The organism is Nocardia rhizosphaerihabitans (genome assembly GCF_014646295.1).
GTDB lineage: Bacteria > Actinomycetota > Actinomycetes > Mycobacteriales > Mycobacteriaceae > Nocardia > Nocardia rhizosphaerihabitans.
The window spans coordinates 466,815-489,546 of record NZ_BMNE01000004.1 but is presented as its reverse complement, the minus strand read 5'-3'; the positions used below and the strand labels follow the sequence as shown (position 1 = coordinate 489,546).

At 67.8% G+C, this 22,732-nt stretch carries 27 protein-coding genes; 10 read left to right on the top strand and 17 right to left on the bottom strand.

Going from position 1 to position 22,732, the window contains the following annotated elements:
• Nucleotides 1-170 precede the first annotated feature (170 nt).
• The 3 genes from IEY60_RS19770 to IEY60_RS19760 are packed head-to-tail and all read left to right on the top strand — an operon-like array spanning nucleotide 171 to nucleotide 2,517.
• On the top strand, nucleotides 171-746 hold the full coding sequence (locus IEY60_RS19770; protein ID WP_189030383.1) for a putative glycolipid-binding domain-containing protein: 576 nt from the start codon (nucleotides 171-173) through the stop codon (nucleotides 744-746).
• 43 nt (nucleotides 747-789) lie between these two features.
• Nucleotides 790-1,731 (top strand): RluA family pseudouridine synthase, encoded by a 942-nt coding sequence (locus tag IEY60_RS19765; RefSeq protein ID WP_189030382.1) that lies wholly within the window; start codon nucleotides 790-792, stop codon nucleotides 1,729-1,731.
• 48 nt (nucleotides 1,732-1,779) lie between these two features.
• Nucleotides 1,780-2,517 carry a CPBP family intramembrane glutamic endopeptidase gene (locus IEY60_RS19760; protein WP_189030381.1) on the top strand — a complete coding sequence of 246 codons (738 nt, stop codon included), beginning with the start codon at nucleotides 1,780-1,782 and terminating at the stop codon, nucleotides 2,515-2,517.
• Nucleotide 2,518: 1 nt separating this feature from the next.
• Here IEY60_RS19760 and IEY60_RS19755 read toward each other — a convergent pair whose 3' ends face one another.
• Nucleotides 2,519-3,175 carry a TetR/AcrR family transcriptional regulator gene (locus IEY60_RS19755; protein ID WP_189030380.1) on the bottom strand — a complete coding sequence of 219 codons (657 nt, stop codon included), beginning with the start codon at nucleotides 3,173-3,175 and terminating at the stop codon, nucleotides 2,519-2,521.
• Between the two features lie 103 nt (nucleotides 3,176-3,278).
• On the opposite strand from IEY60_RS19755, the gene IEY60_RS19750 reads away from it, so the two are divergent.
• Nucleotides 3,279-4,100 carry an SDR family oxidoreductase gene (locus tag IEY60_RS19750; RefSeq protein ID WP_189030379.1) on the top strand — a complete coding sequence of 274 codons (822 nt, stop codon included), beginning with the start codon at nucleotides 3,279-3,281 and terminating at the stop codon, nucleotides 4,098-4,100.
• A gap of 113 nt (nucleotides 4,101-4,213) precedes the next feature.
• Complete coding sequence (locus IEY60_RS19745) at nucleotides 4,214-6,466, top strand: helix-turn-helix domain-containing protein (protein ID WP_189030377.1); 2,253 nt, start codon at nucleotides 4,214-4,216, stop codon at nucleotides 6,464-6,466.
• A 213-nt stretch (nucleotides 6,467-6,679) separates the two neighbouring features.
• Here IEY60_RS19745 and rpsQ read toward each other — a convergent pair whose 3' ends face one another.
• From rpsQ to rpsJ, 11 genes are read right to left on the bottom strand one after another with little or no spacing between them, the layout of a single operon-like run.
• Nucleotides 6,680-6,949, bottom strand: a complete 270-nt coding sequence (rpsQ, locus tag IEY60_RS19740; protein WP_189030375.1) for a 30S ribosomal protein S17 — start codon at nucleotides 6,947-6,949, stop codon at nucleotides 6,680-6,682.
• Nucleotides 6,946-7,185, bottom strand: a complete 240-nt coding sequence (rpmC, locus tag IEY60_RS19735) for a 50S ribosomal protein L29 (RefSeq protein WP_071926410.1) — start codon at nucleotides 7,183-7,185, stop codon at nucleotides 6,946-6,948. The genes rpsQ and rpmC overlap by 4 nt, the downstream gene beginning before the upstream one ends.
• Complete coding sequence (rplP, locus tag IEY60_RS19730) at nucleotides 7,185-7,601, bottom strand: 50S ribosomal protein L16 (RefSeq protein ID WP_019045023.1); 417 nt, start codon at nucleotides 7,599-7,601, stop codon at nucleotides 7,185-7,187. Before rplP ends, rpmC begins: the two co-directional genes overlap by 1 nt.
• Nucleotides 7,602-7,604: 3 nt before the next feature.
• A complete protein-coding gene (gene rpsC, locus IEY60_RS19725; protein ID WP_067982377.1) occupies nucleotides 7,605-8,399 on the bottom strand; it encodes a 30S ribosomal protein S3 in 795 nt (264 codons plus the stop codon).
• Complete coding sequence (gene rplV, locus IEY60_RS19720; RefSeq protein ID WP_189030373.1) at nucleotides 8,400-8,810, bottom strand: 50S ribosomal protein L22; 411 nt, start codon at nucleotides 8,808-8,810, stop codon at nucleotides 8,400-8,402.
• Complete coding sequence (rpsS, locus tag IEY60_RS19715) at nucleotides 8,807-9,088, bottom strand: 30S ribosomal protein S19 (protein ID WP_019045020.1); 282 nt, start codon at nucleotides 9,086-9,088, stop codon at nucleotides 8,807-8,809. The genes rplV and rpsS overlap by 4 nt, the downstream gene beginning before the upstream one ends.
• A 14-nt stretch (nucleotides 9,089-9,102) precedes the next feature.
• Complete coding sequence (gene rplB, locus IEY60_RS19710; protein ID WP_019045019.1) at nucleotides 9,103-9,939, bottom strand: 50S ribosomal protein L2; 837 nt, start codon at nucleotides 9,937-9,939, stop codon at nucleotides 9,103-9,105.
• Between the two features lie 33 nt (nucleotides 9,940-9,972).
• Nucleotides 9,973-10,278, bottom strand: a complete 306-nt coding sequence (gene rplW / locus IEY60_RS19705) for a 50S ribosomal protein L23 (protein WP_019045018.1) — start codon at nucleotides 10,276-10,278, stop codon at nucleotides 9,973-9,975.
• On the bottom strand, nucleotides 10,275-10,949 hold the full coding sequence (gene rplD / locus IEY60_RS19700) for a 50S ribosomal protein L4 (protein WP_189030371.1): 675 nt from the start codon (nucleotides 10,947-10,949) through the stop codon (nucleotides 10,275-10,277). Before rplD ends, rplW begins: the two co-directional genes overlap by 4 nt.
• Nucleotides 10,946-11,611 (bottom strand): 50S ribosomal protein L3, encoded by a 666-nt coding sequence (gene rplC / locus IEY60_RS19695; RefSeq protein ID WP_019045016.1) that lies wholly within the window; start codon nucleotides 11,609-11,611, stop codon nucleotides 10,946-10,948. The genes rplD and rplC overlap by 4 nt, the downstream gene beginning before the upstream one ends.
• A 14-nt stretch (nucleotides 11,612-11,625) precedes the next feature.
• Nucleotides 11,626-11,931, bottom strand: a complete 306-nt coding sequence (gene rpsJ, locus IEY60_RS19690; protein WP_003938093.1) for a 30S ribosomal protein S10 — start codon at nucleotides 11,929-11,931, stop codon at nucleotides 11,626-11,628.
• A gap of 520 nt (nucleotides 11,932-12,451) precedes the next feature.
• Here rpsJ and IEY60_RS19685 point away from each other — a divergent pair.
• The 4 genes from IEY60_RS19685 (at nucleotide 12,452) to IEY60_RS19670 (ending at nucleotide 15,773) form a co-directional block, all read left to right on the top strand.
• Nucleotides 12,452-12,928, top strand: a complete 477-nt coding sequence (locus IEY60_RS19685) for a hotdog fold domain-containing protein (RefSeq protein WP_189030369.1) — start codon at nucleotides 12,452-12,454, stop codon at nucleotides 12,926-12,928.
• A gap of 87 nt (nucleotides 12,929-13,015) precedes the next feature.
• Nucleotides 13,016-13,369, top strand: a complete 354-nt coding sequence (locus IEY60_RS19680; protein ID WP_189030367.1) for a Uma2 family endonuclease — start codon at nucleotides 13,016-13,018, stop codon at nucleotides 13,367-13,369.
• Between the two features lie 257 nt (nucleotides 13,370-13,626).
• Nucleotides 13,627-14,487 carry an ABC transporter permease gene (locus IEY60_RS19675; protein ID WP_229739969.1) on the top strand — a complete coding sequence of 287 codons (861 nt, stop codon included), beginning with the start codon at nucleotides 13,627-13,629 and terminating at the stop codon, nucleotides 14,485-14,487.
• Between the two features lie 101 nt (nucleotides 14,488-14,588).
• Nucleotides 14,589-15,773 (top strand): lycopene cyclase family protein, encoded by a 1,185-nt coding sequence (locus IEY60_RS19670; RefSeq protein ID WP_189030366.1) that lies wholly within the window; start codon nucleotides 14,589-14,591, stop codon nucleotides 15,771-15,773.
• Between the two features lie 28 nt (nucleotides 15,774-15,801).
• Here the strand turns inward: IEY60_RS19670 and IEY60_RS19665 are convergent, their stop codons facing one another.
• From IEY60_RS19665 to IEY60_RS19655, 3 genes are read right to left on the bottom strand one after another with little or no spacing between them, the layout of a single operon-like run.
• Nucleotides 15,802-16,659: an ABC transporter permease gene (locus IEY60_RS19665; RefSeq protein ID WP_229739968.1), complete on the bottom strand. Its 858-nt coding sequence runs from the start codon at nucleotides 16,657-16,659 to the stop codon at nucleotides 15,802-15,804.
• Between the two features lie 5 nt (nucleotides 16,660-16,664).
• Nucleotides 16,665-17,468 (bottom strand): ABC transporter permease, encoded by an 804-nt coding sequence (locus tag IEY60_RS19660; RefSeq protein ID WP_229739967.1) that lies wholly within the window; start codon nucleotides 17,466-17,468, stop codon nucleotides 16,665-16,667.
• A gap of 5 nt (nucleotides 17,469-17,473) precedes the next feature.
• Nucleotides 17,474-18,475, bottom strand: a complete 1,002-nt coding sequence (locus IEY60_RS19655) for an ATP-binding cassette domain-containing protein (protein WP_189030360.1) — start codon at nucleotides 18,473-18,475, stop codon at nucleotides 17,474-17,476.
• 296 nt (nucleotides 18,476-18,771) lie between these two features.
• On the opposite strand from IEY60_RS19655, the gene IEY60_RS19650 reads away from it, so the two are divergent.
• Entirely contained in the window at nucleotides 18,772-20,283 is a 1,512-nt protein-coding gene (locus IEY60_RS19650; protein WP_189030358.1) for an aldehyde dehydrogenase family protein, read from the top strand.
• Here the strand turns inward: IEY60_RS19650 and IEY60_RS19645 are convergent.
• Both IEY60_RS19645 and IEY60_RS19640 read right to left on the bottom strand, forming a co-directional pair.
• Entirely contained in the window at nucleotides 20,280-21,527 is a 1,248-nt protein-coding gene (locus IEY60_RS19645) for a TetR/AcrR family transcriptional regulator (RefSeq protein ID WP_189030356.1), read from the bottom strand. The two genes, IEY60_RS19650 and IEY60_RS19645, sit on opposite strands and share 4 nt — an antisense overlap.
• A 158-nt stretch (nucleotides 21,528-21,685) precedes the next feature.
• Complete coding sequence (locus IEY60_RS19640; RefSeq protein WP_189031290.1) at nucleotides 21,686-22,708, bottom strand: alpha/beta hydrolase; 1,023 nt, start codon at nucleotides 22,706-22,708, stop codon at nucleotides 21,686-21,688.
• Nucleotides 22,709-22,732: the final 24 nt, after the last annotated feature.

Genomic DNA, 22,732 nt, shown 5'->3' with positions numbered 1-22,732 from the left:
CGGACTGCCAGGCCGATCCGGGAAACCTGACACCCGATCAAGCACACCGGGCCATGCAGATTCATCTCGAATGCAGCGTCGATCTGTGCCGGGTGCGCAGGCGGGCTCGGCATACCCTTGTCGAAGCGAAATTGATGGTGCTCGATCAGCGGGCCGGTTAACGTTTTCTCGTGTTCACTCCGCTGCCATCCTCGGCCGCCTGGCTCCATCGCGAGGCGCGCATCGGATTCGAAGTGACCTATTTCCGCGACGACGATCGCGGGGTTTTCGTCGAAGGGTGCGCGACCGCGGTCGAGGAAGGCCTCGCCTGGGCGATCGACTATCGGCTCCGCGTCGACGGCAGCTGGCATACGCGGTCGGCGCAGATCACCGGCCGCTATCCCGATGCCAGGCGCTCGATCACGCTGCAGTCCGACGGGCTCGGGCGCTGGCAGGTCGACGGGGTGCACGCGCCCGAACTCGACGGTTGTCTCGATGTCGATCTGGAGGCGTCGGCGTTCACCAACGCGCTGCCGGTGCACCGGCTCGACTTGGCCGTCGGCGACGCCGCCGATGCACCGGCGGCCTACGTGCGGGCCGCCGATCTCGCGGTGATCCGGTTACCGCAGCACTATCGGCGGATGACCGACGACGCAGGTCAGCGCTATGACTACAGCGCTTCGCTCTTCGACTACCGGGCCAGGCTGGACTACGACGAGTCCGGTCTGATCCTCGACTACCCGGGGTTGGCGAAGCGCGCCGCGTAACCCGTCGGCCCGCGCCGGACCGGGGCCGTGAACACTGTGTTGTATGCGACGCAGGCAGCAGCCGCCGCTGCCCAAGCGGCACGGCCTAGATCCAGCCCGGCTCCGGCTCCCGGAGGACGGGCACTGGACGACGGTGCGTGACCACCTCGTCGAGCGGCTGCCGCGGGTCGATCCGGCGCGGATCGACGAGATGCTGCGGGCGGGCGAGATCGTCGACCTGGTCGGTCCGCTGGCGCCGGACGCTCCCTTCGTGCCGGGCGGGGCGGTGTGGTTCCACCGGGACCTGCCGGTCGAGCAGGACGTGCCGTTCGAGATCGGGATCGTCCATCGCGACGACGACATCCTGGTGGTCGACAAACCGCATTTCCTGGCGACGATCCCGCGTGGACAGCACATTCTGCAGACGGCCCTGGTGCGCCTTCGCCGTGAACTCGACCTGCCGGACCTGATCCCGGCGCATCGGCTGGACCGGGTGACCGCGGGGCTGGTGCTGTTCGTGGTGAACCCGGCCGCGCGCGGGGCGTATCAGACGATGTTCCATCGCCGGACCGTGCGCAAGGAGTACGAGGCCGTCGCGCCCTACGACCCGGCGCTGGAGCTGCCGCGGACCGTGCGCAGCCGGATCATCAAGGAAAAGCAGGTGCTCGCCGCGCAGGAAGTGGACGGCGAACCCAATGCCGAGACCGAGGTGGAACTCGTCGAGCACCGCGACGGACTCGGCCGCTACCGGCTGCGGCCGCACACCGGCCGGACCCATCAGCTGCGCCTGCATATGAACAGCCTGGGCGTGCCGATTCTCGGTGACGATTTCTATCCGGCGATCACCGACAAATCCGTCGACGATTACACCAGGCCGCTGCAACTGCTGGCCGCCTCGCTGGAATTCACCGACCCGATCAGCGGGCAGCCGCGGCGATTCGAGACGCGGCGCAGTCTGCGGGCATGGACGGATTTGTCCGGATGGTCGGGATCGGCTGTCGAGTAGCTCACAGCGTCCGTTTCCCTTTCGCAATACTTCCGTACACTCGGTCGGGTGCCCGAACACGCCCCCCTCGCCGATCCACGGCCCAAGCTGCATGCCTATATCGATATCGCCGTTGTCGTCGTCGTGCTGGCCGGGACCAATCTGATCGCGCACTTCACCACCGCGTGGGCCAATATCGTCATCGTGCCGGCCGCGGCGTTCGCGCTGCTGGCGCTCATGCGCAAGCGCGGCCTCGGCTGGGCCGAACTCGGGCTCTCCCCTCGGCACTGGCGGCGCGGGACGGTCTACGCGGTCGGCGCGGTCGGCATCGTGCTCACCGCCGTCGCGATCGGCGCGATCCTGCCGATCACCCGGCCCTTCTTCCTCGCCGACCGCTACGCCACGATCTCCGGCGCGCTGATCGCGTCGATGATCGTCATCCCGCTGCAGACCGTGATCCCCGAAGAACTCGCCTTCCGCGGCGTCCTGCACGGCACCCTCGACCGGGTGCTCGGCGTCCGCGGGCTCTTCGCGGCCGGATCGCTGCTGTTCGGTTTCTGGCACATCGCGTCCTCGCTCGGCCTGACCAGCGGCAACAAGGGCCTGTCCGGCATCGTCGGCGGCGGCCTCGTCGGCCAGATCATCGGCATCACCCTCGCCGTCGCGGCCACCGCCGCCGCGGGCGTGGTCTTCACCTGGCTGCGCCGACGCAGCGGCAGCCTGCTCGCCCCGATCGCCCTGCACTGGTCGCTCAACGGCGCGGGCGCCCTCGCCGCCGCCATCGTCTGGCACACGGCGCTGCGCTGAGTCAGCGGTCGTTCGCCAGGGCCGGGTCGGTGGCGCGAACGGCGGCGAAGACGCCGGCGCAGACCGAGACCAGGTCGTCGGGGTGGGTGGTGCGGTTGTCCATCAGCCAGTCGACGAGCAGGTGGTTGACGCCGCCGACGATGGTGACGCAGGTCAGGCGGCTGCGCTCGGGGAGCGGCTCGGCCCGTGCGGTGGCCCACAGACCTGCGACCAGTTCGGCGTAGTCGCGAAGTACGCCATGCCTGCGTTGCTCCATGCGCGCGGAGACGCCGACCACCTCGATCAGCACCACCCGGGCACGGCGCGGGTCCTCAGTCAGAAAGCCGATGAACGCGGCTAGGCCCGCGGTGATCACGTCACCGAGATCTGGGCCCGCCGTGCGCAGGGCGGCCAGCGTGCGATCGCGCAGGCCCGCGGTCGTCTCGTCGTAGAGGGCGGCCAGGCAGGCCTCGCGGTCGCGGAACGATTCGTAGAAATAGCGTTCGGTGAGCCCGGCGATGCCGCACAGCTGTTTCACCGAGCCCGCGGCGTAGCCCCGGGTGCCGAACAGTTCTAGCGCCGCGTCCAGCAGTGCGGTACGGCGGTGTTGGATTCGCTCCGCGGGGGTACGCCCCGAGTACCGCCGACCCGCCGGGCGATCGGCGGACTGGTCTGTCATCGAAGTCTGTCCTTCTGTGCGACTGCGTGGAATACTAAGCCACAATTTTTGACATGACGACATGTCAGAAGCGATATTCTCGCTGGACCGAAAGGCTTTGCCGATGAAACGCACCCATGCCGGACTGGTTGTCGCGGTGACCGGCGGCGCCGCGGGCATCGGGCGCGAGATCGCCCGGCAGTTCGCCGTCGCGGGTGCTCGCGTCTGCATCGGCGATCTGTCCGGCACGACGGCGCGCACGACGGCGATGGAGCTTCCCGGCACCGTGCACGGTTGCGAACTCGACGTCACCGACGAGCGGTCGTTCCACACTTTCCTCGCCGCGACCGAGGCATTACTCGGGCCGATCGACGTGCTGGTCAACAATGCGGGGGTGATGTGGGTCGGCGCGTTCGACACCGAGCCCGATACCGCGACGGCCCGGATGATCGCGGTGAATCTGCACGGGGTGATCCGCGGGGTGCGGCTGGCCGCGCCGGGGATGCGTACGCGTGGGCGCGGGCATATCGTCACCATCGCGTCCGCGGCGTCGCGGCTCTCGCCTCCGGGTGAATCCACTTATGCCGCAACCAAACACGGCGTTCTCGGCTATCTCACCGGTGTGCGGGAAGAACTTCGGGGAACGGGCGTCGAGCTGTCGGTGATCATGCCCGGCGTTGTCGATACCGAGCTGGCGGCCGGAACGGCAACGGGCGCCGCGAAACTCCTGCAACCCGCCGATGTCGCGCGGGCGGTACTTGCCGTGGTCGAACGGCCGCGTTTCGAGGTGTCCATTCCGGGCTATGTCGGCCCGCTGACCCATATCGCCGGTCTGCTGCCGCAACGGCTGCGCGATATCGTGCTGCGCCGCGCCGTCCCCGACCAGGTCGCCGCGGTCGCCGGGTCCTCCGCGCGCGGGAACTACGAGAAGCGCACCCTGTCCTGAATCCACTCCGAAGGCCCGCTTGTCGTTGACCGCGGCGCGGACGGCGTTTACGCTCTCTGGCAATCACACATATGTTCGATAGTCCATATGTTCGAGTGACCGGAAGGCGCCAGATGTCCGACGATCGGTCGATGGAGGATGCCGTCAGCTCGCCGAACACCGAGATCACGGCACTCGCACAGCAGGTCGCGACCGCGCGCGGCAAGCTCCCGCTCCAGCACGACACGGCGCTCTACGACGCACTCTCCGACGCCGAGATCCGGGCCGAACGGGAACTCGCCGAATGGATTCGCGCGCAACGGCGCAAACAGCGGCGCCGTGCCGTCGCCGACGAACTCGCCGCCGAACAGCGTGACCGGCGCACCGGCAGGCTGATCCGCCGCACCGACGAAGCCGACGCGCGCTGGCATCGCAAGGCATTGGCCGCGCGGCGGCGGGTGTCGAGCGCCGATGCGCGGCTCGCCCAGCTGTACCGGCGGGCGGAGTGGTCTTCGCGGGCACTGATCGGTGTCGTCGTCCTCGGGATGGTGTGGGCCGGGGTCAATGTGCAGCACAATCTCGTGCCCAGTGGGGACATGAGCGATCCGCTGTACTGGCTCAGCTTCGGTATCGAGGCGATGATCTCGATACCGATCATCACCATCATGGTCGCCGCCACCACCGCCGCCCGCTGGGGACGCGAGCTCGAGCGTGGCAAGGTGCTGGTGTTCGAGCTGGCATTGCTCGGTACCACCGTGGCGCTCAACGCCGGGCCGCACCTGGCCGCCGGATCCTTCGGTCGCGCAGCCGAATACTCGATCGCGCCGGTGATGGTGGGTGTGGTGATCTGGCTGCATGCGTGGGTGTCGGCGCGGTATGCGTTGTTGATCGAGAGTGCTTCGGTGGAGTTGCCGGGGGATTCGAGCTACTCCACTGTCGAGCGGGTCGTGTCGGAGACTTCTGTCACGGGGCTTGCCGGTGCCGAGATCGAAGCTGCTCGGCGTGTCAGCACGAACAGCATTGCGGGAGTGGGCGGGTCGTCGGTCGTGCAGCCGTCCGGCCCGACTCTGCAGACCGCAGCCGCGCAGGCCGCCGCCCCGGACCAGCGTGTGGCGCAGGCCGACCCGACAGCGGTGCAGACCGAGGTAGCGGGAACCGCCGAGGCAGCGCGTCATACGGGACAGTCCGAGGTTGCCGATGTGCGCACCGAGGTCGCCGCAGTCAGTGAGCCTGCCGCGTCGAGTGAAGCAGGCTCGCCTGCAGGTGAATTCATGTCGCAGCCGGCTGACCTCTCAGCGAAGGCACCCGTGCGCCCGGCAGCAGAGGACCTCGCCACCGCGGTGCCGACACACGTGCCCGCACCGTCGGCTGCCGACTCGGTCGGAACCGGCTCCGAGTCGCAGACCGCGTCCTCGGAACCCCTTGCAGCGCAGGTCAGCTCGCCGTACACCCCGCCGGAGACAGCCACGGGATGGGGCCAGCCCACCCACGGCGTCCGCCGCCCGTCCACCGACAAGGCGACCGCGCCCGGCACCTTGGAGCTGATCCACAAGGCCGCGGCCGATCACCGTCGCAACGGCAGCGACCACGCCCGCGTCAACGGCGCAACCCCGACCTTGCGGCGAATACCGGCCACCGCCGCCGCGCAGGCCACTGCCGGCGAAGCCACCGGTACCGACCCGGTTCCCGAGGCGACGGCGCACGCCGGCACCGTCGCCCGTGACCGCAACGGCGACACCGCGGCACCCACCGAATCGGTAGTGGCGCACAACGATCCACAGCCCCCGGCCGACGAGCCCGAACAGCTCACCTTCGTCACCGAACTCGAGGCCGCTCCCGAGCAGCTGCCGCCAACCAGTCCGGCACATGCCCCGAAACAGCAGCGCCCGGACCTCGAGCCCGCGACTGCCGCACAGCAGCAGGCCCCGAGCCCTGAGCCGACGCCCGCGGCGAAGCAGCAGCTCACTCAACCTGAGTCGACGCCTGCCACGGAACCGCAGCTCACGCAGCCCGAGCCTGCCGTTGCGCCGAAGAAGCAGCTCACGAAGGTCGAGGCGGCGAGTGCCGAGGACATGAGTCCCGCGAGTGAGCGGGAGCCGGTGCAGTCCCCCGAACCGATCGAACCGGACCTCGACGACGAAGACGACCTCGCCGACGACGCCTACGATTTCGACGACGACACCGAGGTCCGCGCCCTGGCCCGCCAGATCGCCCACCGCAGTCCCCTGCGCCTGACCCTCGATCAGATCGAGGAGATCCTCGAACTCACCGACCAGTCCTGGTCGGCCCGCAGCATCGGCGCCGAGGTCGGCGTCTCCGGCAGCACCGTCACCAACATCGTCGAATTCGCCCGCAAGATCCGCCAGCCGTACGCCTTCACCGGCTGACCACCGACCGCGCCCCGGCCCCGACTCGATCGGGGCCGGGGACGCCTCATCCCACCGACCAGCCGCCTGGCAGCGATCAGATTCGCGGAGGATTGATCGGGGCAGGTCTTCATTCACGACGCCACTACGAGATCGCTCGGAGAACGACGAAGGCCCGCTTCCCAGTGGGAAACGGGCCTTCGTACAACGATCTCGATGGATCGAGGAGGGACCTTACTTGGCCTTCTCCAGGACCTCGACCAGACGCCAGCGCTTGGTGGCCGACAGCGGACGGGTCTCCATCAGCTGAACGCGGTCGCCGACGCCGGCGATCTCGTTCTCGTCATGCGCCTTCACCTTGGAGGTGGTGCGAATGATCTTGCCGTAGAGCTTGTGCCGGTGACGGTCCTCCAGCTCGACGACGATCGTCTTGTTCATCTTGTCCGAGACGACGTAGCCGCTGCGTACCTTGCGGCTGTTGCGCTCTTCCTGGTTCTCGCTCATGCCGCATCTCCCTTGCCAGCGGGTGCCGTGGCCAGGCCGAGCTCGCGCTCACGCATGACCGTGTAGATCCGCGCGATCTCATGACGGACGACGCGCAGACGTCGGTTGTTGTCGAGCTGACCCGTCGCCATCTGGAAGCGCAGGTTGAACAGCTCTTCCTTCGACTCACGCAGGCGGGCGACGAGCTCCTCTTCGTTGAGCTCGCGGAGCTCTGCGGCCGGTGTTCCGGTAGCCATCAGAACTGCTCCTCCCTGGTCACGATCCTGCACTTCATCGGGAGCTTGTGCATCGCGCGGCGCAGGGCCTCGCGAGCGATCTCCTCGTTCGGGTAAGACATCTCGAACATGACCCGACCGGGCTTCACGTTCGCGACCCACCACTCCGGCGAACCCTTACCGGAACCCATGCGGGTCTCGGCAGGCTTCTTGGTGAGCGGGCGGTCGGGGTAGATGTTGATCCAGATCTTGCCGCCACGCTTGATGTGGCGGGTCATCGCGATACGCGCCGACTCGATCTGACGGTTGGTGACGTAGGCGGGCTCGAGAGCCTGGATGCCGTACTCACCGAACGCCACCGCGGTGCCGCCCTTGGACATGCCGGAACGACTCGGGTGGTGCTGCTTGCGGTGCTTGACCCTACGGGGCATCAGCATGCGTCAGCCCTCCTGACTCTCTGCCGGAGCCTCCGCCACTGCAGTGGCGGCGCGCCCGACCTCGGTGCTGGTCGCGGTGGTGCCGGTGGCGCCGGACCGACGAGGGCGGCTCGGACGCTCGCGACGCGGGCGCTCCGGAGCAGCAGCGGCAGCGGTCAGCTCACGACGACCACCGACGATGTCACCCTTGTAGATCCAGACCTTCACGCCGATGCGACCGAAGGTGGTCTTGGCCTCGTAGAGGCCGTAGTCGATGTCCGCGCGCAGCGTGTGCAGCGGGACGCGACCCTCACGGTAGAACTCCGAGCGCGACATTTCGGCGCCACCGAGGCGGCCCGAGCACTGCACGCGGATGCCCTTGACGTTCGGCGAACGCATGGCCGACTGGATGGCCTTACGCATCGCGCGACGGAACGCCACACGGTTGGACAGCTGCTCGGCAACACCCTGAGCAACCAGCTGCGCATCCGACTCGGGGTTCTTGACCTCGAGGATGTTCAGCTGAACCTGCTTCTTGGTGAGCTTCTCCAGCTCGGCGCGGATGCGGTCGGCCTCCGCGCCACGGCGACCGATCACGATGCCGGGACGCGCGGTGTGGATATCCACACGGACGCGATCACGGGTGCGCTCGATCTCGACCTTCGAGATACCTGCCCGCTCCATGCCGGTGGCGAGGAGCTTGCGGATCTGAACGTCTTCCTTCACGTATTCCGCGTACTGCTTGTCCGCGTACCAACGCGACTTCCAGTCGGTGGTGATACCGAGGCGGAAGCCATGGGGGTTGATTTTCTGTCCCATTTACTTTGCCCCTCCCTTCCGGCGGCTACGAGTGGCGCCGGCGGTGGGCACGCTCTCGACCTCGATGGTGATGTGGCTCGTGCGCTTGCGAATCCGGAACGCGCGGCCCTGGGCCCGCGGCTGGAAACGCTTCATGGTGGCACCCTCGTCGACGAAAGCCGTCGAGATGACCAGGGTGGCCGGGTTGAGGCCGAGGTTGTTCTCGGCGTTCGCCGCGGCACTGGCCACGACCTTGGCAACCGGCTCGCTCGCGGCCTGCGGCGCGAACTTCAGGATCGCCAGGGCGTCCTCGACACGCTTGCCGCGGACCAGGTCCACGACGCGACGCGCCTTCATCGGGGTGACCCGCACGTGCTTAGCGGTAGCGCGGGCAGTCGGGTTCTGAACCGTTTCGGTGTTGGTTTCAGTCATCGCCGCTTGCTCTTCCGGTCGTCCTTGACGTGGCTCTTGAACGTCCTGGTCGGCGCGAACTCACCGAGCTTGTGGCCGACCATATTGTCCGACACGAACACCGGGACATGCTTGCGACCGTCGTGGACGGCGAAAGTGTGGCCGATGAAATCGGGGATGATGGTCGAGCGACGCGACCAGGTCTTGATGACCTGCTTCGTGCCCTTTTCGTTCTGCACGTCCACCTTCGCGAGGAGGTGGTCGTCGACGAACGGGCCCTTCTTGAGGCTGCGTGGCATTTCTTACCTCCTCCTTAGCGCTTCTTGCCGGTCTTGCGGCGGCGAACGATGAGCTTGTCGCTCGGGCGGTTGGGCTTGCGGGTGCGGCCCTCAGGCTGACCCCACGGGGAGACCGGGTGGCGACCACCGGAGGTCTTACCCTCACCACCACCGTGCGGGTGGTCGACCGGGTTCATGACGACACCACGGACGGTAGGACGACGGCCCTTCCAGCGCATACGGCCGGCCTTGCCCCAGTTGATGTTCGACTGCTCGGCGTTGCCGACCTCGCCGACGGTGGCGCGGCAGCGCACGTCGACACGGCGGATTTCACCGGAGGGCATACGCAGGGTCGCGTACGGCCCTTCCTTGCCCAGCAGCTGAATGCTCATGCCTGCGGCACGGGCCATCTTGGCGCCGCCGCCCGGACGCAGCTCCACGTTGTGGATCGTGGTACCGGTCGGGATGTTGCGCAGCGGCAGGTTGTTGCCCGGCTTGATGTCGGCCGTGGGGCCGGACTCGATCGGGCTGCCCTGCTGGATGCCCTTCGGCGCGATGATGTAGCGCTTCTCGCCGTCGGCAAAGTGCAGCAGTGCGATGTTGGCGGTGCGGTTGGGGTCGTACTCGATGTGAGCGACCTTGGCCGGGATGCCGTCCTTGTCCAGTCGACGGAAGTCGATGACACGGTAGGCACGCTTGTGACCGCCACCGCGGTGACGCGTGGTGATGCGACCGTGCGCGTTACGACCACCGGACTTGGTGAGCGGGCGCAGCAGCGACTTCTCCGGCGTCGACCGGGTGATCTCGGCGAAGTCCGAGACGCTGGAGCCACGACGGCCCGGCGTAGTCGGCTTGTATTTACGGATTGCCATGAGTTCTTCTCTGCTTTCTGGATCGCCAGCCGCTTACGCGACCGGTCCTCCGAAGATCTCGATGGGCTTGCTGTCGGCCGAGATGGTCACGAGCGCGCGCTTGGTGTCCTTGCGCTTGCCGTAACCGAAGCGGGTCCGCTTGCGCTTGCCCTGACGGTTGGCGGTGTTGACGCTGGTGACCTTGACGCCGAAAACCTTCTCGACGGCAATCTTGATCTGCGTCTTGTTCGAATCCGGGTGCACCAGGAAGGTGTAGGTGCCTTCCTCGATCAGTCCGTAGGACTTCTCCGAGATGACCGGTGCGAGCAGGATGTCGCGGGGGTCGGCGATGGTGCTCACTTGCTCTCCTCCTGGGCCGCCTCGGCGGGACCGTGAACGAACGCGTTCAGGGCCTCGACGCTGAACACCAGTTCGTCGCTGTTGAGGACGTCGTAGGTGTTGAGTTGATCCGGGGCGATCGGCAGCACGTTCTGCAGGTTCGCCACGCTCTTCCACGCGGCGACGTCCTCGCGACCGACGACGACCAGGAACTTCTTGCGGTCCGACAGCTCGGACAGGAAGCTCTTGGCGGCCTTGGTCGACGGGGTCTGACCCGCGACCAGCTCGGTGATCACGTGGATGCGCTCGTTGCGGGCCCGGTCGGACAGGGCGCCACGCAGGGCGGCGGCCTTCATCTTCTTGGGGGTCCGCTGGCTGTAGTCACGCGGCTGCGGGCCGTGGACGGTGCCACCGCCGGCGAACTGCGGCGCACGGGTCGAACCCTGGCGGGCGCGGCCGGTGCCCTTCTGGCGGTACGGCTTCTTGCCACCACCGGAGACCTGACCACGAGTCTTCGTGGCGTGGGTGCCCTGGCGAGCGGCGGCCAGCTGCGCGATGACGACCTGGTGCATCAGCGCGACGTTGGCGGTCACGTCGAAGATCTCCGCGGGGAGGTCGACGGTGCCTTCGGTCTTGCCGCCTGCAGCCTTAACGGTCAGCGTCAGGTTGGCCTTCTTGTCGAGGCTGGTCATGCGTGCGCACCACCCTTCACGGCGCTCTTGACGATCACGACGTTGCCCTTGCGGCCAGGGATGGCACCCTTGACCAGGAGCAGGCCGTTCTCGGCGTCGACCTTGTGAACCGAGAGGTTCTGCGTGGTGACGCGGTCGTTACCCATACGGCCCGACATGCGCATGCCCTTGAACACGCGGCCGGGAGTGGCGCAGCCACCGATGGAACCCGGGCGACGGTGCACAGCCTGCGCACCGTGCGAGGCGCCCTGGCCCTTGAAGCCGTGACGCTTCATGGTGCCTGCGAAGCCCTTGCCCTTGCTGATTCCGGTCACGTCGACGTAGGTGCCCTCTTCGAAGACGTCGGCGGAGAGCTCCTGGCCGACCTCGAAGGTGGAGGCATCCGCGACGCGGATCTCGGTGACGTGGCGGCGCGGGGTGACACCGGCCTTGGCGAACTGGCCGGAAGTCGGCTTGTTCACCTTGCGCGGGTCGATGGCGCCGAAAGCGATCTGGACGGCCGAGTAGCCGTCGCGCTCCACGGTGCGGATCTGGGTGACCACGTTCGGGCCCGCCTTGATGACGGTGACCGGGACGACGCGGTTCTTCTCGTCGAAGACCTGGGTCATGCCGAGCTTGGTGCCCAGGATGCCGGCTGCGGGCCGGTTCTTGTTGTCAGTCATATCTCGAGTCCCCGTCACTGAATGTTGACGTCGACGCTGGCCGGCAGGTCGATGCGCATGAGCGCGTCGACCGTCTTCGGCGTCGGGTCGAGGATGTCGATGAGGCGCTTGTGCGTACGCATCTCGAAGTGTTCGCGCGAGTCCTTGTACTTGTGCGGCGAACGGATGACGCAGTACACGTTCTTCTCGGTGGGCAACGGCACAGGCCCGACCACACGGGCGCCAGTGCGGGTCACCGTCTCCACGATCTTGCGCGCAGACGCGTCGATCGCCTCGTGGTCATAGGCCTTGAGCCTGATGCGGATCTTTTGTCCCGCCACGCTAAGTGTCCTTTTCTCCGCTTTCCTTCGTGGTCACAGGAGCTGGCTCCTGCACCACCCTCATTTGCACAGCCCGAACACACGAAAGACGCCAGAACGCCACCGGGCACCGCCCAGTCCTCGCCGCTGTTCATCTGTCATGGTTCTCCGGTCCACGCGGTCGGGCGTGTCGCCCTTTCGCTCATTCTCCAGCCCTGGTCACCTACTCACCACTGGCCGGGAACGTGGTCCCGAACGTATCCACACCACCGAAGCGGCGGGATACAAACTACTGCTCGCCTCACTCCACCTCGCCCACTCCGAAGAGAAGACAATCCTGTGCAAGGCAACCCGAACAGTATGCACCATGCCGACGACGCTCTTCAAATCGGGGGTCATGAGGTATCGATCACGCCCCCATAGGGGCATCTACCTGGACCGCACCGCCGGCTGGGCTGTGCCGGACCATGGTAGCTGGCGTGACGCTCGCCCTGGTCGGCGGAGGGTTACGCGCTATCTTACTTTTGAGTAAGATAAGGGCATGACACAGGAAACGGCCACGTACCGCGGCTGGAAGAAACTGCCCGACAACCGCATCGGGCACGCGCTGTTCTCGCTCGGCATGGTCGCGCGGGTCCCCTACTTCGGCACGGTGCTGCCACAGGTGGTGCGGCTCGAGCCCGGCGTCTGCGAGGTGACCTCGCCGAAGTGGTTCGGCATCCACAACCATCTGGGCACCTTCCACGCGATCGCGGCCTGCAATCTGGCCGAGGTCGCGATGGGCATGCTCAGCGAGGCCACCGTCCCCACCACCCACCGCTGGATTCCCAAGGCCATGAACGTGCAGTACCTGAGCAAGGCCGAGTCCGGGCTGCGCGCGGTGGCGAAACTGGACGAGATCCCCGACTTCGCCGCGATCACCGAGGGCACGGAACTGGTGGTGCCCGTGTCGATCTACGACAAGGACGGCATCGAGGTCGTGCACGCCGACATCACCACCTGGGTCACGCCGCGCTGACCTCGGCAAAGCTGTCGGTAGCGAGCTGTTGCGTGGCAGCTCGAGCGACAGCTCCCCCAGGAACTCGAACCACTCGGCAAAGTCGAAGTGGTCGTAGACCCCAGACCGCCTGCGACAGTGCGGGTTCCCGACCTCTGTGTCGTACCCGCGCTCTCGGAGGCGGTTGCGCGCTGGCCCCCGGATGAGGTCACGCTCGTCGTCGAGGTCCTTTCTCCCGGTACCCGGCGCACCGATCGGGTCACGAAGTTCGCGGAGTACGCCGAGGCGGGCATCGCGAACTATTGGCTCGTCGATCTCGAAACACCGGTCTCGGTCAGTGCCTGCACACTGATCGGCGAGCACTACGAACTCGTCGCTGAGGCATCGCGTCCCACCCGCATCCAGCTGGCGGATACCTCCGTCCTGATCGGTCCGGCAGCGCTCGTCGCACCTCGCGGATAGGCACCCGCGCCGCCGGTAACGGGCAGGGGTCGGTCGACGAGCTTCGTCCTCTCCACGGTGGTGACGGTCGTGGCGATCGTCGCGTCGCTGGCGGTGAGCGGGTTCCTCGGCAGCAGGCCCGACAAGGTCGACGTCGCGATCGCGGGGCCGGAGGCCGCGGTGGTGATCGAGACGGCGAACGGCCTGGCCTCCGCCGCCGACACCACACCACCTTCACCGCGCAGGTCGTCGCCGACCGGACCACTGTCGAACAGCTGGTGCGCGACGATGCGGTCGAAGTGGGCCTCGTTCCCGCCGACCCCACCGGATGGCAACTCATCGGGAAGACTTCGGAGAACGACGACGACGCAACCAGCTACATCACCGCCGCCGCACAGCAGATCGCGTTGCAGCGCAATGCCGCCGAGGCCGGGGTCTCGCTCGACGAGCTGGGCCGTGGGGCGGCGGTGAATTACGAGCTGCTCGAAAAGGGTGCGGTCGATCCCGGTTTGAGCAAGATCGTTGCGTTCGTCTTCGCGTTCCTGTTCTATCTGGCGTCGGTGCTGTTCGGGATGTCCATCGCGCAGAGCGTGGTGGAGGAGAAGCAGAATCGCATCGTCGAGATCTTGGCCAGCGCAATGCCGCTGCGGCAGTTGCTGATCGGCAAGGTGGCGGGCAATACGGTGCTGGCGTTCGCGCAGCTGGCGCTGTTCGTCGGTGCCGGACTGGACGGCTTGGCGGCCACCGGAAAGGGTGCTCAGCTGGGCCAGATCGCCGGGGCCGCGGGCTGGTTCATCGTCTTCTTCCTCGTCGGCTTCCTGGCGCTGGCCAGCCTATGGGCAGTCGCCGGATCACCGGCCACCCGCAGCGAAGACCTCCAGTCCACCGCCACTCCCCTGTCGATGCTCATCATGATCGTGCTGTTCGCCTGCATCTTCCTCGACGGGACCGGCCGCGTGATCGCCTCCTACATCCCGATCACTTCCATCGTCGCCATGCCGAGCCGCCTCGCCGAAGGCACCGCCGCCTGGTGGGAACCCTTCCTGGCTCTGGCCCTGATGGCCGTGGCCACCTACGGCATCGTCATCGTCGCCGAGAAGATCTACCGCCGCTCCCTCATGCGAACCAAGGCCGCCTGACAATGCGCCAGGCCCTGGCCTTGGAGGAATAGCAGGTCGCGCCGGAAACGTCACAGTGCGGTTGGTTGCGCGGGGGTGCGGGCAGCGGCTTGAATGCGGGCGTGAGCGTTGCGCGGGAATTCGATATCTGTGTGGTCGGGTTGGGGCCGACCGGACGGGGGTTGGCGCATCGCGCTGCGGTAGCCGGGTTGCGGGTGGCGGCGGTGGATCCGCGGCCGGAGCGGTTGTTCCCGCCGACGTTCTCGTGCTGGGTGGACGAGCTGCCCGCGTGGTTGCCGGAGAGTGCGATCGCGCAGCGGATCGCGGCGCCGACGGTGTGGACGAAGACCGAGCATCGAATCCAGCGGCCGTACTGCGTGCTGTCCAAGGCGGGGTTGCACGCGGCGCTGGCGCTCGACGACGCGACCGTGTTCACCGATCGGGCGGTGCGGGTCGAGCAGCACGAGGTGGAGCTCGCGGGAGGGACGGTGATCTCGGCGGCGACGGTCTTCGATACGCGGGGTCTGCCGACGCTGGGCAAGCGCAGGGCGGCGTCAGCGCACGGGATCTTCGTCGACGCGGAAACCGCGGCGCCGATGGTCGCCGACGGTGAGGGCCTGCTGCTGGACTGGCGGCCGGAAAACGGCGCGAGGCCGGACGAGCCGCCGTCGTTCCTGTACGCGGTGCCGCTCGGCGACGGGAGGGTGATCTTCGAGGAGACCAGCCTCGGCCTACGCGGCGGGATGCCGCAGCACGAACTACGCAAACGGACCCTGAGCAGGCTCGCCGCGCACGGCATCCGGCTCACCGGCGACGAGCCGCACGAGGCCGCGCACTACCCCCTCGATCAGCCGCCGCCGAAGAAGGGCACCGCGGTGGCGGTCCCGTTCGGGTCGCGCGGCGGGATGATGCACCCGTGCACCGGCTACTCCGTGGCCGACTCGCTCGCCCTGATCGATACCGCTGTCGACGCGGTACAGCAGGGCCATGACCCGATCGCGGCGCTGTGGCCGTGGCAGGCGCGTGCGGTGTACTGGATGCGGATGCGTGGCCTGTGGGGGCTGGGCAGGCTCACCACCGACCAGTCGATCGCGATGTTCGAGGCGTTCTTCACCGAGTCCGAACGCGGTCAGCGGGCGCTGCTGTCGGCCCACGACGACTACACCGCGCTCGGCGCTGTCCTGTTCAACACGGTCGCCCACACCTGGCCGTTCCGCTGGCGCTACGACCTCGTCGGCTGGACCAACCGCGATCGCTGGCTCGACTACCCGTTCGCGCCCGCTGACGCAGAACGGCACGTGGGCTGACCCACGTGCCGTTCGCAGCGCGACGGACCTACGACGACTCGGCCGCCTTCTTGTAGCCGACGATCGCCGGGTAGGCGAAGACCACCATCATGCCGACCGTCCACGCCACCGTCTTCAGCAGCGGTTCGGCGACCGGACCGCCGTAGGACAGGCCCTTCATCGCGTCGATCGCGCAGCTCATCGGCTGGTTGGCGACCACGCCCTGCAACCAGGTCGGATACGCGAAGACCGGGACGAAGCCGGAGTTGAAGAACATCAGCAGGGTGTTGAGGATGCTGATCAGGCTGATCAGCATCACGCCCTCGGTGATCGTGGCCAGCGCCGTCACCATCACCGCGAAACCGAGCCCGAACAGCACCGGCACGCAGAACAGGGCGATGTTGGCCAGCGGGTCCTCCATGAACAGGAACCCGAGCGGCACCGCGACGAGCAGCACGATCACCGTGGTGATCAGGATGCGCAGCGCCTCGGCCAGCAGCCTGCCGGTCAGCAACGACGCCCGGTTCAGCGGCATCGTGTAGAACCGGCTGAGCAGGCCGGCCGCCTTCTCGCGTTTGAAGCCGAGCGCGCTCACCACCGCGCCGGTCATGGCCGCGACCAGGGTCAGCAGCGCGGCCTGGCCGTAGATGCTCGGCGTGCCGGTGGCCGCGGTGATCGAGTCGCCGAGCACGATGCGGAACATCAGCAGCGTCACCGCCGGGTAGGCGATGGTCTGGATGGTGGTCGACGGGTCGCGCAACCACACCATCAGCAGCCGTTTGCACTGGATGAGGCTGTGGGTGAACCACACCGAGATCGAGTTCTCCGGCTTGGCGTGCACCACCGGCAACTCGGCCGCTGTCGCCTCGACGGCCGCGGGCGGTTGGATCCGATCGGTCGTATCCATTGTTGTCATGATCGCCTCACACTCGCCCACACCGCCAGTGGGAGGAAAAGAACAGCCAGCGCGCCGAGCCATACCAGCGACACCCAGGTCCCGGCCCAGCTGAGGTGACCGGCGGCCATATCGCTGAGGGTCTGGGCGAACTGGGAGATCGGCTGGTTGCGCGCGAACGGCCGCACCCAGGACGGGAAACTGGCCTCTGGTACGAAGCCGGTCGACATCATGCCGAAGATCAGAATCGGCAGGGTGAGCGCCTGACTGAGCGCTTCGGGGTTCTTGGTGAGGCTGCCCAGCGCGTCGGCGCCGAGTGTCAGCACCACGCCGACCGTCAGGGCGAACCCGCAGAACGCGAGTGCCTGCAGCCAGCCGCCGGTGAACCGGAAGCCGATCACATAGCCGTAGCCGACCGTCGCGATCAGCGACACCACCGACCGCACCATCCCGGCGCAGATTCGCGACATCAGCGGAACGAGCGAACCGATCGGCATGGTCTGCAGCCTGGTACTCAAACCGGTGAGCGCCTCGAACGCCGCCAGCTGCGCGTTCGACATCATCGTCATCGCCATCGTCTGCAGCACGACGATCGGCATCACGTACTGCGCGTAGTCGATGCCCTGGACCTTCATCACGTACCGCAGCGGCAGGAAGAAGGCGACCGTGACCACCAGAGGGGTGAGACAGGCGACGACCAGCTCGCCCTTGGTCGCCATCGTGCGCACGATGCGACCGGTCAGCGCCCGCCATTGCGCGAAACTGCTCGGGCGCACCGCGGGGAGTTCGGCGAACAGCGTGTTCGCCTCGACAGAGGACACGCTCACTAGTGGCCGCCCGTATGGCCGGTGATCGACAGGAACACGTCGTCGAGCGACGGCCTGCGCAGCGCGATGTCGGCCAGGTCGATGCCCGCGTTGTCGAGCCTGCGCAGCGCCTCGGCCAGGGTGGCCGCGCCTTCGGGCGCCGGGATGGAGAGCTTGTCGGCACCGTCGACCTCGGCGGCGACGGCGGCGGGGACCAGGTCACCGAGGGCCTTGACGGTCGCCGGGATCCGGCTGACGTCGAGCGGCACGATCTCGCAGAAGCTGCCGCCGGTGCGCGCCTTGAGCTGGTCGGCGGTGCCTTCGGCGATGACGGTGCCCTTGTCGATGACGATGATGTTGTCGCTGAGCACGTCGGCCTCTTCGAGGTACTGCGTGGTCAGCAGCACGGTGATGCCCTGGTTCTTGAGCGCGGTGACCAGGTCCCACACGCCCTGACGGCTGCGCGGGTCCAGACCGGTGGTCGGCTCGTCGAGGAACACGACCTCGGGCCGCACGACCAGCCCGCAGGCGATGTCGACGCGGCGGCGCATACCACCGGAGTAGTTGCGCACGGCGCGCTTGCCCGCGCTGACCAGGTCGAACTCCTCGAGCAGGGTGTCTGCGCGTTTGCGGGCCGCCGATTTGGCCAGGCCCATCAGCCTGCCGAACAGCTCGAGGTTCTCCCGGCCGGAGAGGTTCTCGTCGAGGGCGGCGTACTGGCCGGTCATCATGATAGACCGGCGCACGGCCGCGCTGTCGGTGAGCACGTCGTGCCCGGCGACGACCGCGGTCCCGGAGTCGGGGCGCAGCAGTGTCGACAGGATCTTGACCGTGGTGGTCTTCCCGGCGCCGTTGGGGCCGAGGATGCCCAGCACGCTGGCCTTTTCGGCCTGGAAACTGATGCCCTGCAACGCGTGCACATCGCCGAAGGACTTGCGCACGTCGGACACCAGCACCGCGGGCTCACCGCCGCGCGACGCGACGCCACCTGCGGGCGAATCCACTGAGATCGAACTCGGCATCAACTCTCCACCATCGGCCGGGTGCGGCGCCCATGATCGGACGAGCGCACGCGGAATTTGCTTCCCGGTAAGTGATCCATACCGTTCGGCGCGATGTTACCGGTCCGCAGGTTTTCCCGGTCCGGACTGCGCGGACCAGGCCGGTGACGTGGTCGCTGTGGTCTTGCTCACGGAGGCAGTAGAAGGGCAGTGCGATGACCTTGTCGGCTCGCCCTCCGCGCCCATACGCTGACGGCGGGGAAACACTCGTCTCACCGGCCCGCGCGCGGGCGTGTTCGATCTCGTGAGAGGTGACAATGGGCGACTCAGCACCGGCAGGCGCCGCCGCGCCGACGGGGCGATTCGACGTGCTGACGTCGTTCGACCCGCGCACCGGCGAAAAGCTCGCGCAGTACCCGGTCAACGGGCAGGCCGAGGTCACCCGCGCGGTGCGCACGGCCCGCGCCACCCAGAACTGGTGGGGCGAACTGGGATTCGGCGCCCGCAAGCGCTTACTGCTGGACTGGCGCGGCCATATCGCCAGGCACGCCGGCGAATTGGTGGAAGTCCTGCGCAACGAGACCGGCAAGCCGGAGGCCGACGCCACGCTGGAAGTGATGCTGGCGGTGGAGAATCTGGACTGGGCCGCCCGCAATGCCGAGGGCACGCTGGGCCGGAAACGATTGGCCACGGGCTGGTTCACCCGCAATCAGCATGCCTCGGTGGGTTATCTGCCGCTGGGCGTGGTCGGTGTGCTCGGTGCCTGGAACAACCCGGTCTTCACGCCGATGAGCTCGATCGCCTACGCCATGGCAGCGGGCAACGCGGTGGTGTTCAACCCGCACGAGCTGACCACCGGCGTCGGCACCTGGCTGGCCGAGAGCTGGTCGGCGGTGGCGCCCGATCAGCCGGTGCTGCAAGCGGTCACCGGTGACGCGCGCACCGCCACCGCGCTGTGCAGGGCCAAGGTCGACAAGATCGCCTACGCCGGTCCGGAAGCGGGCGGGCGCGAGGTGATCGCCCTGTGCGCGCAGACGCTCACGCCGGTCGTGGTGGAAAACAGCGGCAAGGGCAGCATGATCGTGCACGTCGACGCCGTCCTCGACGCGGCGGCCGAGGCCGCGGTCTTCGGTGCGATGGCCAACGCGGGCCAGAACGCCTCGGGCATCCAGCGCTGTTATGTCGCCGATTCGGTGTTCGACGACTTCCTGGCCAGGGTGGCCGACCGGGCCGCGAAACTGCGGCCGGGCGCCGACAATCGCGCCGCCTACGGACCGATGATCAATGCCGCCCAGGTCGACGTGGTGCGCAAGCAGGTCCGCGATGCCATCGCCCGCGGCGGGCACGCGGTCCTCGGCGGTCTCGATTCCTTCCGCGACCCCTATGTGGAGCCGATCGTGCTGGCGGAGGTGCCCGAGGAGAGCATCGCGATCACCGGCGAGGGCATCGGCCCGGTCCTGGTGGTGAACCGCGTCGCCGACCTCGCCGACGCGGTGACCAGGGTGAACGCGGCGGGCAACGGCATCGCGGTCACCGTGTTCACCCGCGATATCCCCAGCGCCGAGTTCATCGCCGAACAGCTGAGAGTCGGTGTCGTGACGGTGAATTCGTCGACCGCCTTCACCGGCATCCCGGCCCTGCCGTTCGGCGGCGTCGGCGAGTACGGGCAGGGCCACAGCCACGGCCAGCAGGGCCTGCGCGAATTCAGCCGCACGATGTCGATCGCGCGCAGGCGCTATCGTGCCCCGATCCGACTATCGACCTTCGACCGTCATCCCGGCCATCTGCACGCGGCGAAGGCCCTGTTCCGGCTCCGCCACGGCCGCTAGCGGTCGTTCGGTTCCGGCCTGGCCTGCCCGCCGAGCAGGACGGCGCCGGTGAGTGCGCCGAGGCGGGCGAGTTGTTCGGGGCGCGAGTCGAAGCGCAGCAGCCGGCCGACGTCGATGATCTGGCCGATCGCGGCGTGCACGCGGAAGCGCGCTTCGATCGGGTCGTCGTCGAGCAGGTTGGCCCACTCGAGGATGTTCTGGCGCTGGATGGCGCGCAGCCGGTGCTGCTCGGCCTGCGGGAGGTTGCTGAATTCCGCGTAGTAGACCGGCATGATCTCCGGGGTCGCGAAGGTGAGGCGGGCGTAGCGGTCGGCGATGCGGCGGGCGGCGTCGGCGCGGCTCTCGGCCTCGGCCAGCGCTTCGCCGATCGCGACGGCCAGGCGGTCGCCGGTGCGGTGGAAAGCGGCGGCGAGCAGGTCGGCCTTGCTGTCGAAGTGCCGGTAGACGCTGGAGGCGTTGATGCCGACGGCGGCGCCGATCTCCTCGATGCCCGATTCGTGGTAGCCGTTGCGGCCGAAGATCCGGATCGCCTCGGTGAGCAGCTGTTCGCGTTTCGAGGTCACCGGCAGGCCACGGTTCTGTTTGTCCGGTTCGGCCTCGGCCGGTGCGGGCGGCAGCTCGGCGCGCACGATCGCCCAGGCCATGTCCCGCTGCACGGCGAGCATCCGCGCGTGCGAGAGGGTGGTGCGGTGCGCGGCGATACTGGCCAGCGAACTCAGCGCGCCGACCGCGAGCAGGGTGACGTCGTCGGCGCTCGCCTCGGGCCGCAGTTCGGCGATCGGCGCGGCGACCATCGCCTCCAGCTCACGGTAGAACGCGCGGATGCGCACCCGGTCCTCGCGTTCGAGGTAGCGGCGTTCCCAGCGATACAGCCCGGCCTCACGGCGGATGTCGATATTGTGCTCGGCGACGGCGGTGAGCAGCGCGTCGAGCCTGGCCTCCGCGCTCAGCGCCGGGTCGTCGGCGGCTTTGGCCACGTCACGTAGGCTCCGCGCGCCTTCCTCGGCGGCGGCGACCAGCAGGGCGTACTTGTTGGCGAAGTGGCGGTACAAGGCAGGACCGGAGATGCCGACCTCGGCCGCGATCTCGTCGACGCCGACCGGGTAGTAGCCGCGCGCGCTGAACGCACGGGCCGCGGCCCGCATGATCTGCATCTTGCGGTCCTTGGGCCTGCGGCGAACGACCCGCGCCGGTGCGGTGGTCGGCTCGCAGGCGTGTTCGGCCTCACTGCGATCGGCGACCATGCACTCACTTCCATTCCGCGAACCAGGGCTGTAGACGGCTGTCGGCAGCGCCGGACCAGTCAACCTAAGTTAACCACAATTCGCAAACGTCGAGAGGCAGTCCGGCAAACGAAAGCCGCCCCGGCGACACCGGGGCGGCTTCGTCGAACGCGAAGACCTTACAGGCCGAGGCCGCGAGCCAGGACCGGCCACGACAGCTTCAGCTCGTCCTGCCAGTAGCCCCACGAGTGGGTGCCGTTGGGACGGAAGTTGAAGGTCGCCGGGATGCCCAGTTCCTGCAGCCGGTTGGCCAGGTTGTGCGTGCAGAAGTTGGTGCCCGCCTCGATGACGCCACCGATGATGATCTGGTTGGCCAGGCCGTAGGGGCCGGGCAGAGCGTGCGGACCGTTGAGAGTGTCGTACGGGCCGGGCAGACCGTTGCCGGTGGAGACGTAGAGATCGACACCGCGCAGACCCTCGGCATTGACGTACGGGTCGTTCGCGACCCACTCCGCCGAGCCCTGCGGACCCCACATGTTCATGGTGTCGCCGCCGCCCCAGGTCTCGACCGTGAGCTTGACGAACTCGGAGCCGACCGGGTCGCTGGTCTGCGCGCACCCGCTGTAGGCGGCGGCCGCCTTGTACAGGCCGGGCTTGGCGATCGGCAGCGCAAGCACGGTGGTGCCCGAGGTGGACAGGCCCGCGATGGCGTTCACGCCGTTGGTGCCGAGCGCACCGTCGATCAGCGGGGGAAGCTCCTCGGTGAAGAAGGTCTTCCACTTGTTGCGGCCGACGACCGGGTCATCCTTGATCCAGTCGGTGTAGTAGCTCCAGGCGCCGCCGATCGGCTGGATGACGTTGACGTTCTTGTCGGAGAGGAACTCCAGCGCGTCGGTCTTGGCGACCCAGGACGCGGTGTCCTCGCCGCCACCGGCACCGTTGAGCAGGTACAGGGTGGGGCGCGGGACGGAGGCGTCGGCCGGACGTTGCACATCGACGATGATGTTCTGGTCCATGGCCGCGGAGTACACGTGCAACCGCAGGCTGCGCGAGTCCTTCACCTCGGCCTTGACGATCTTGGAGCCGTCCTCGGAAACGGGATTGGCGAGCAGGGTTTTGGAATCGATGATCGGGTCAGCCGAGGCCGGGCTCGCGCCGAGGCCGGACATCAGTCCGGCGGCCACTGCGGTCGCCGCGATCATCGCCGCGGCACGGGAGCCACGACG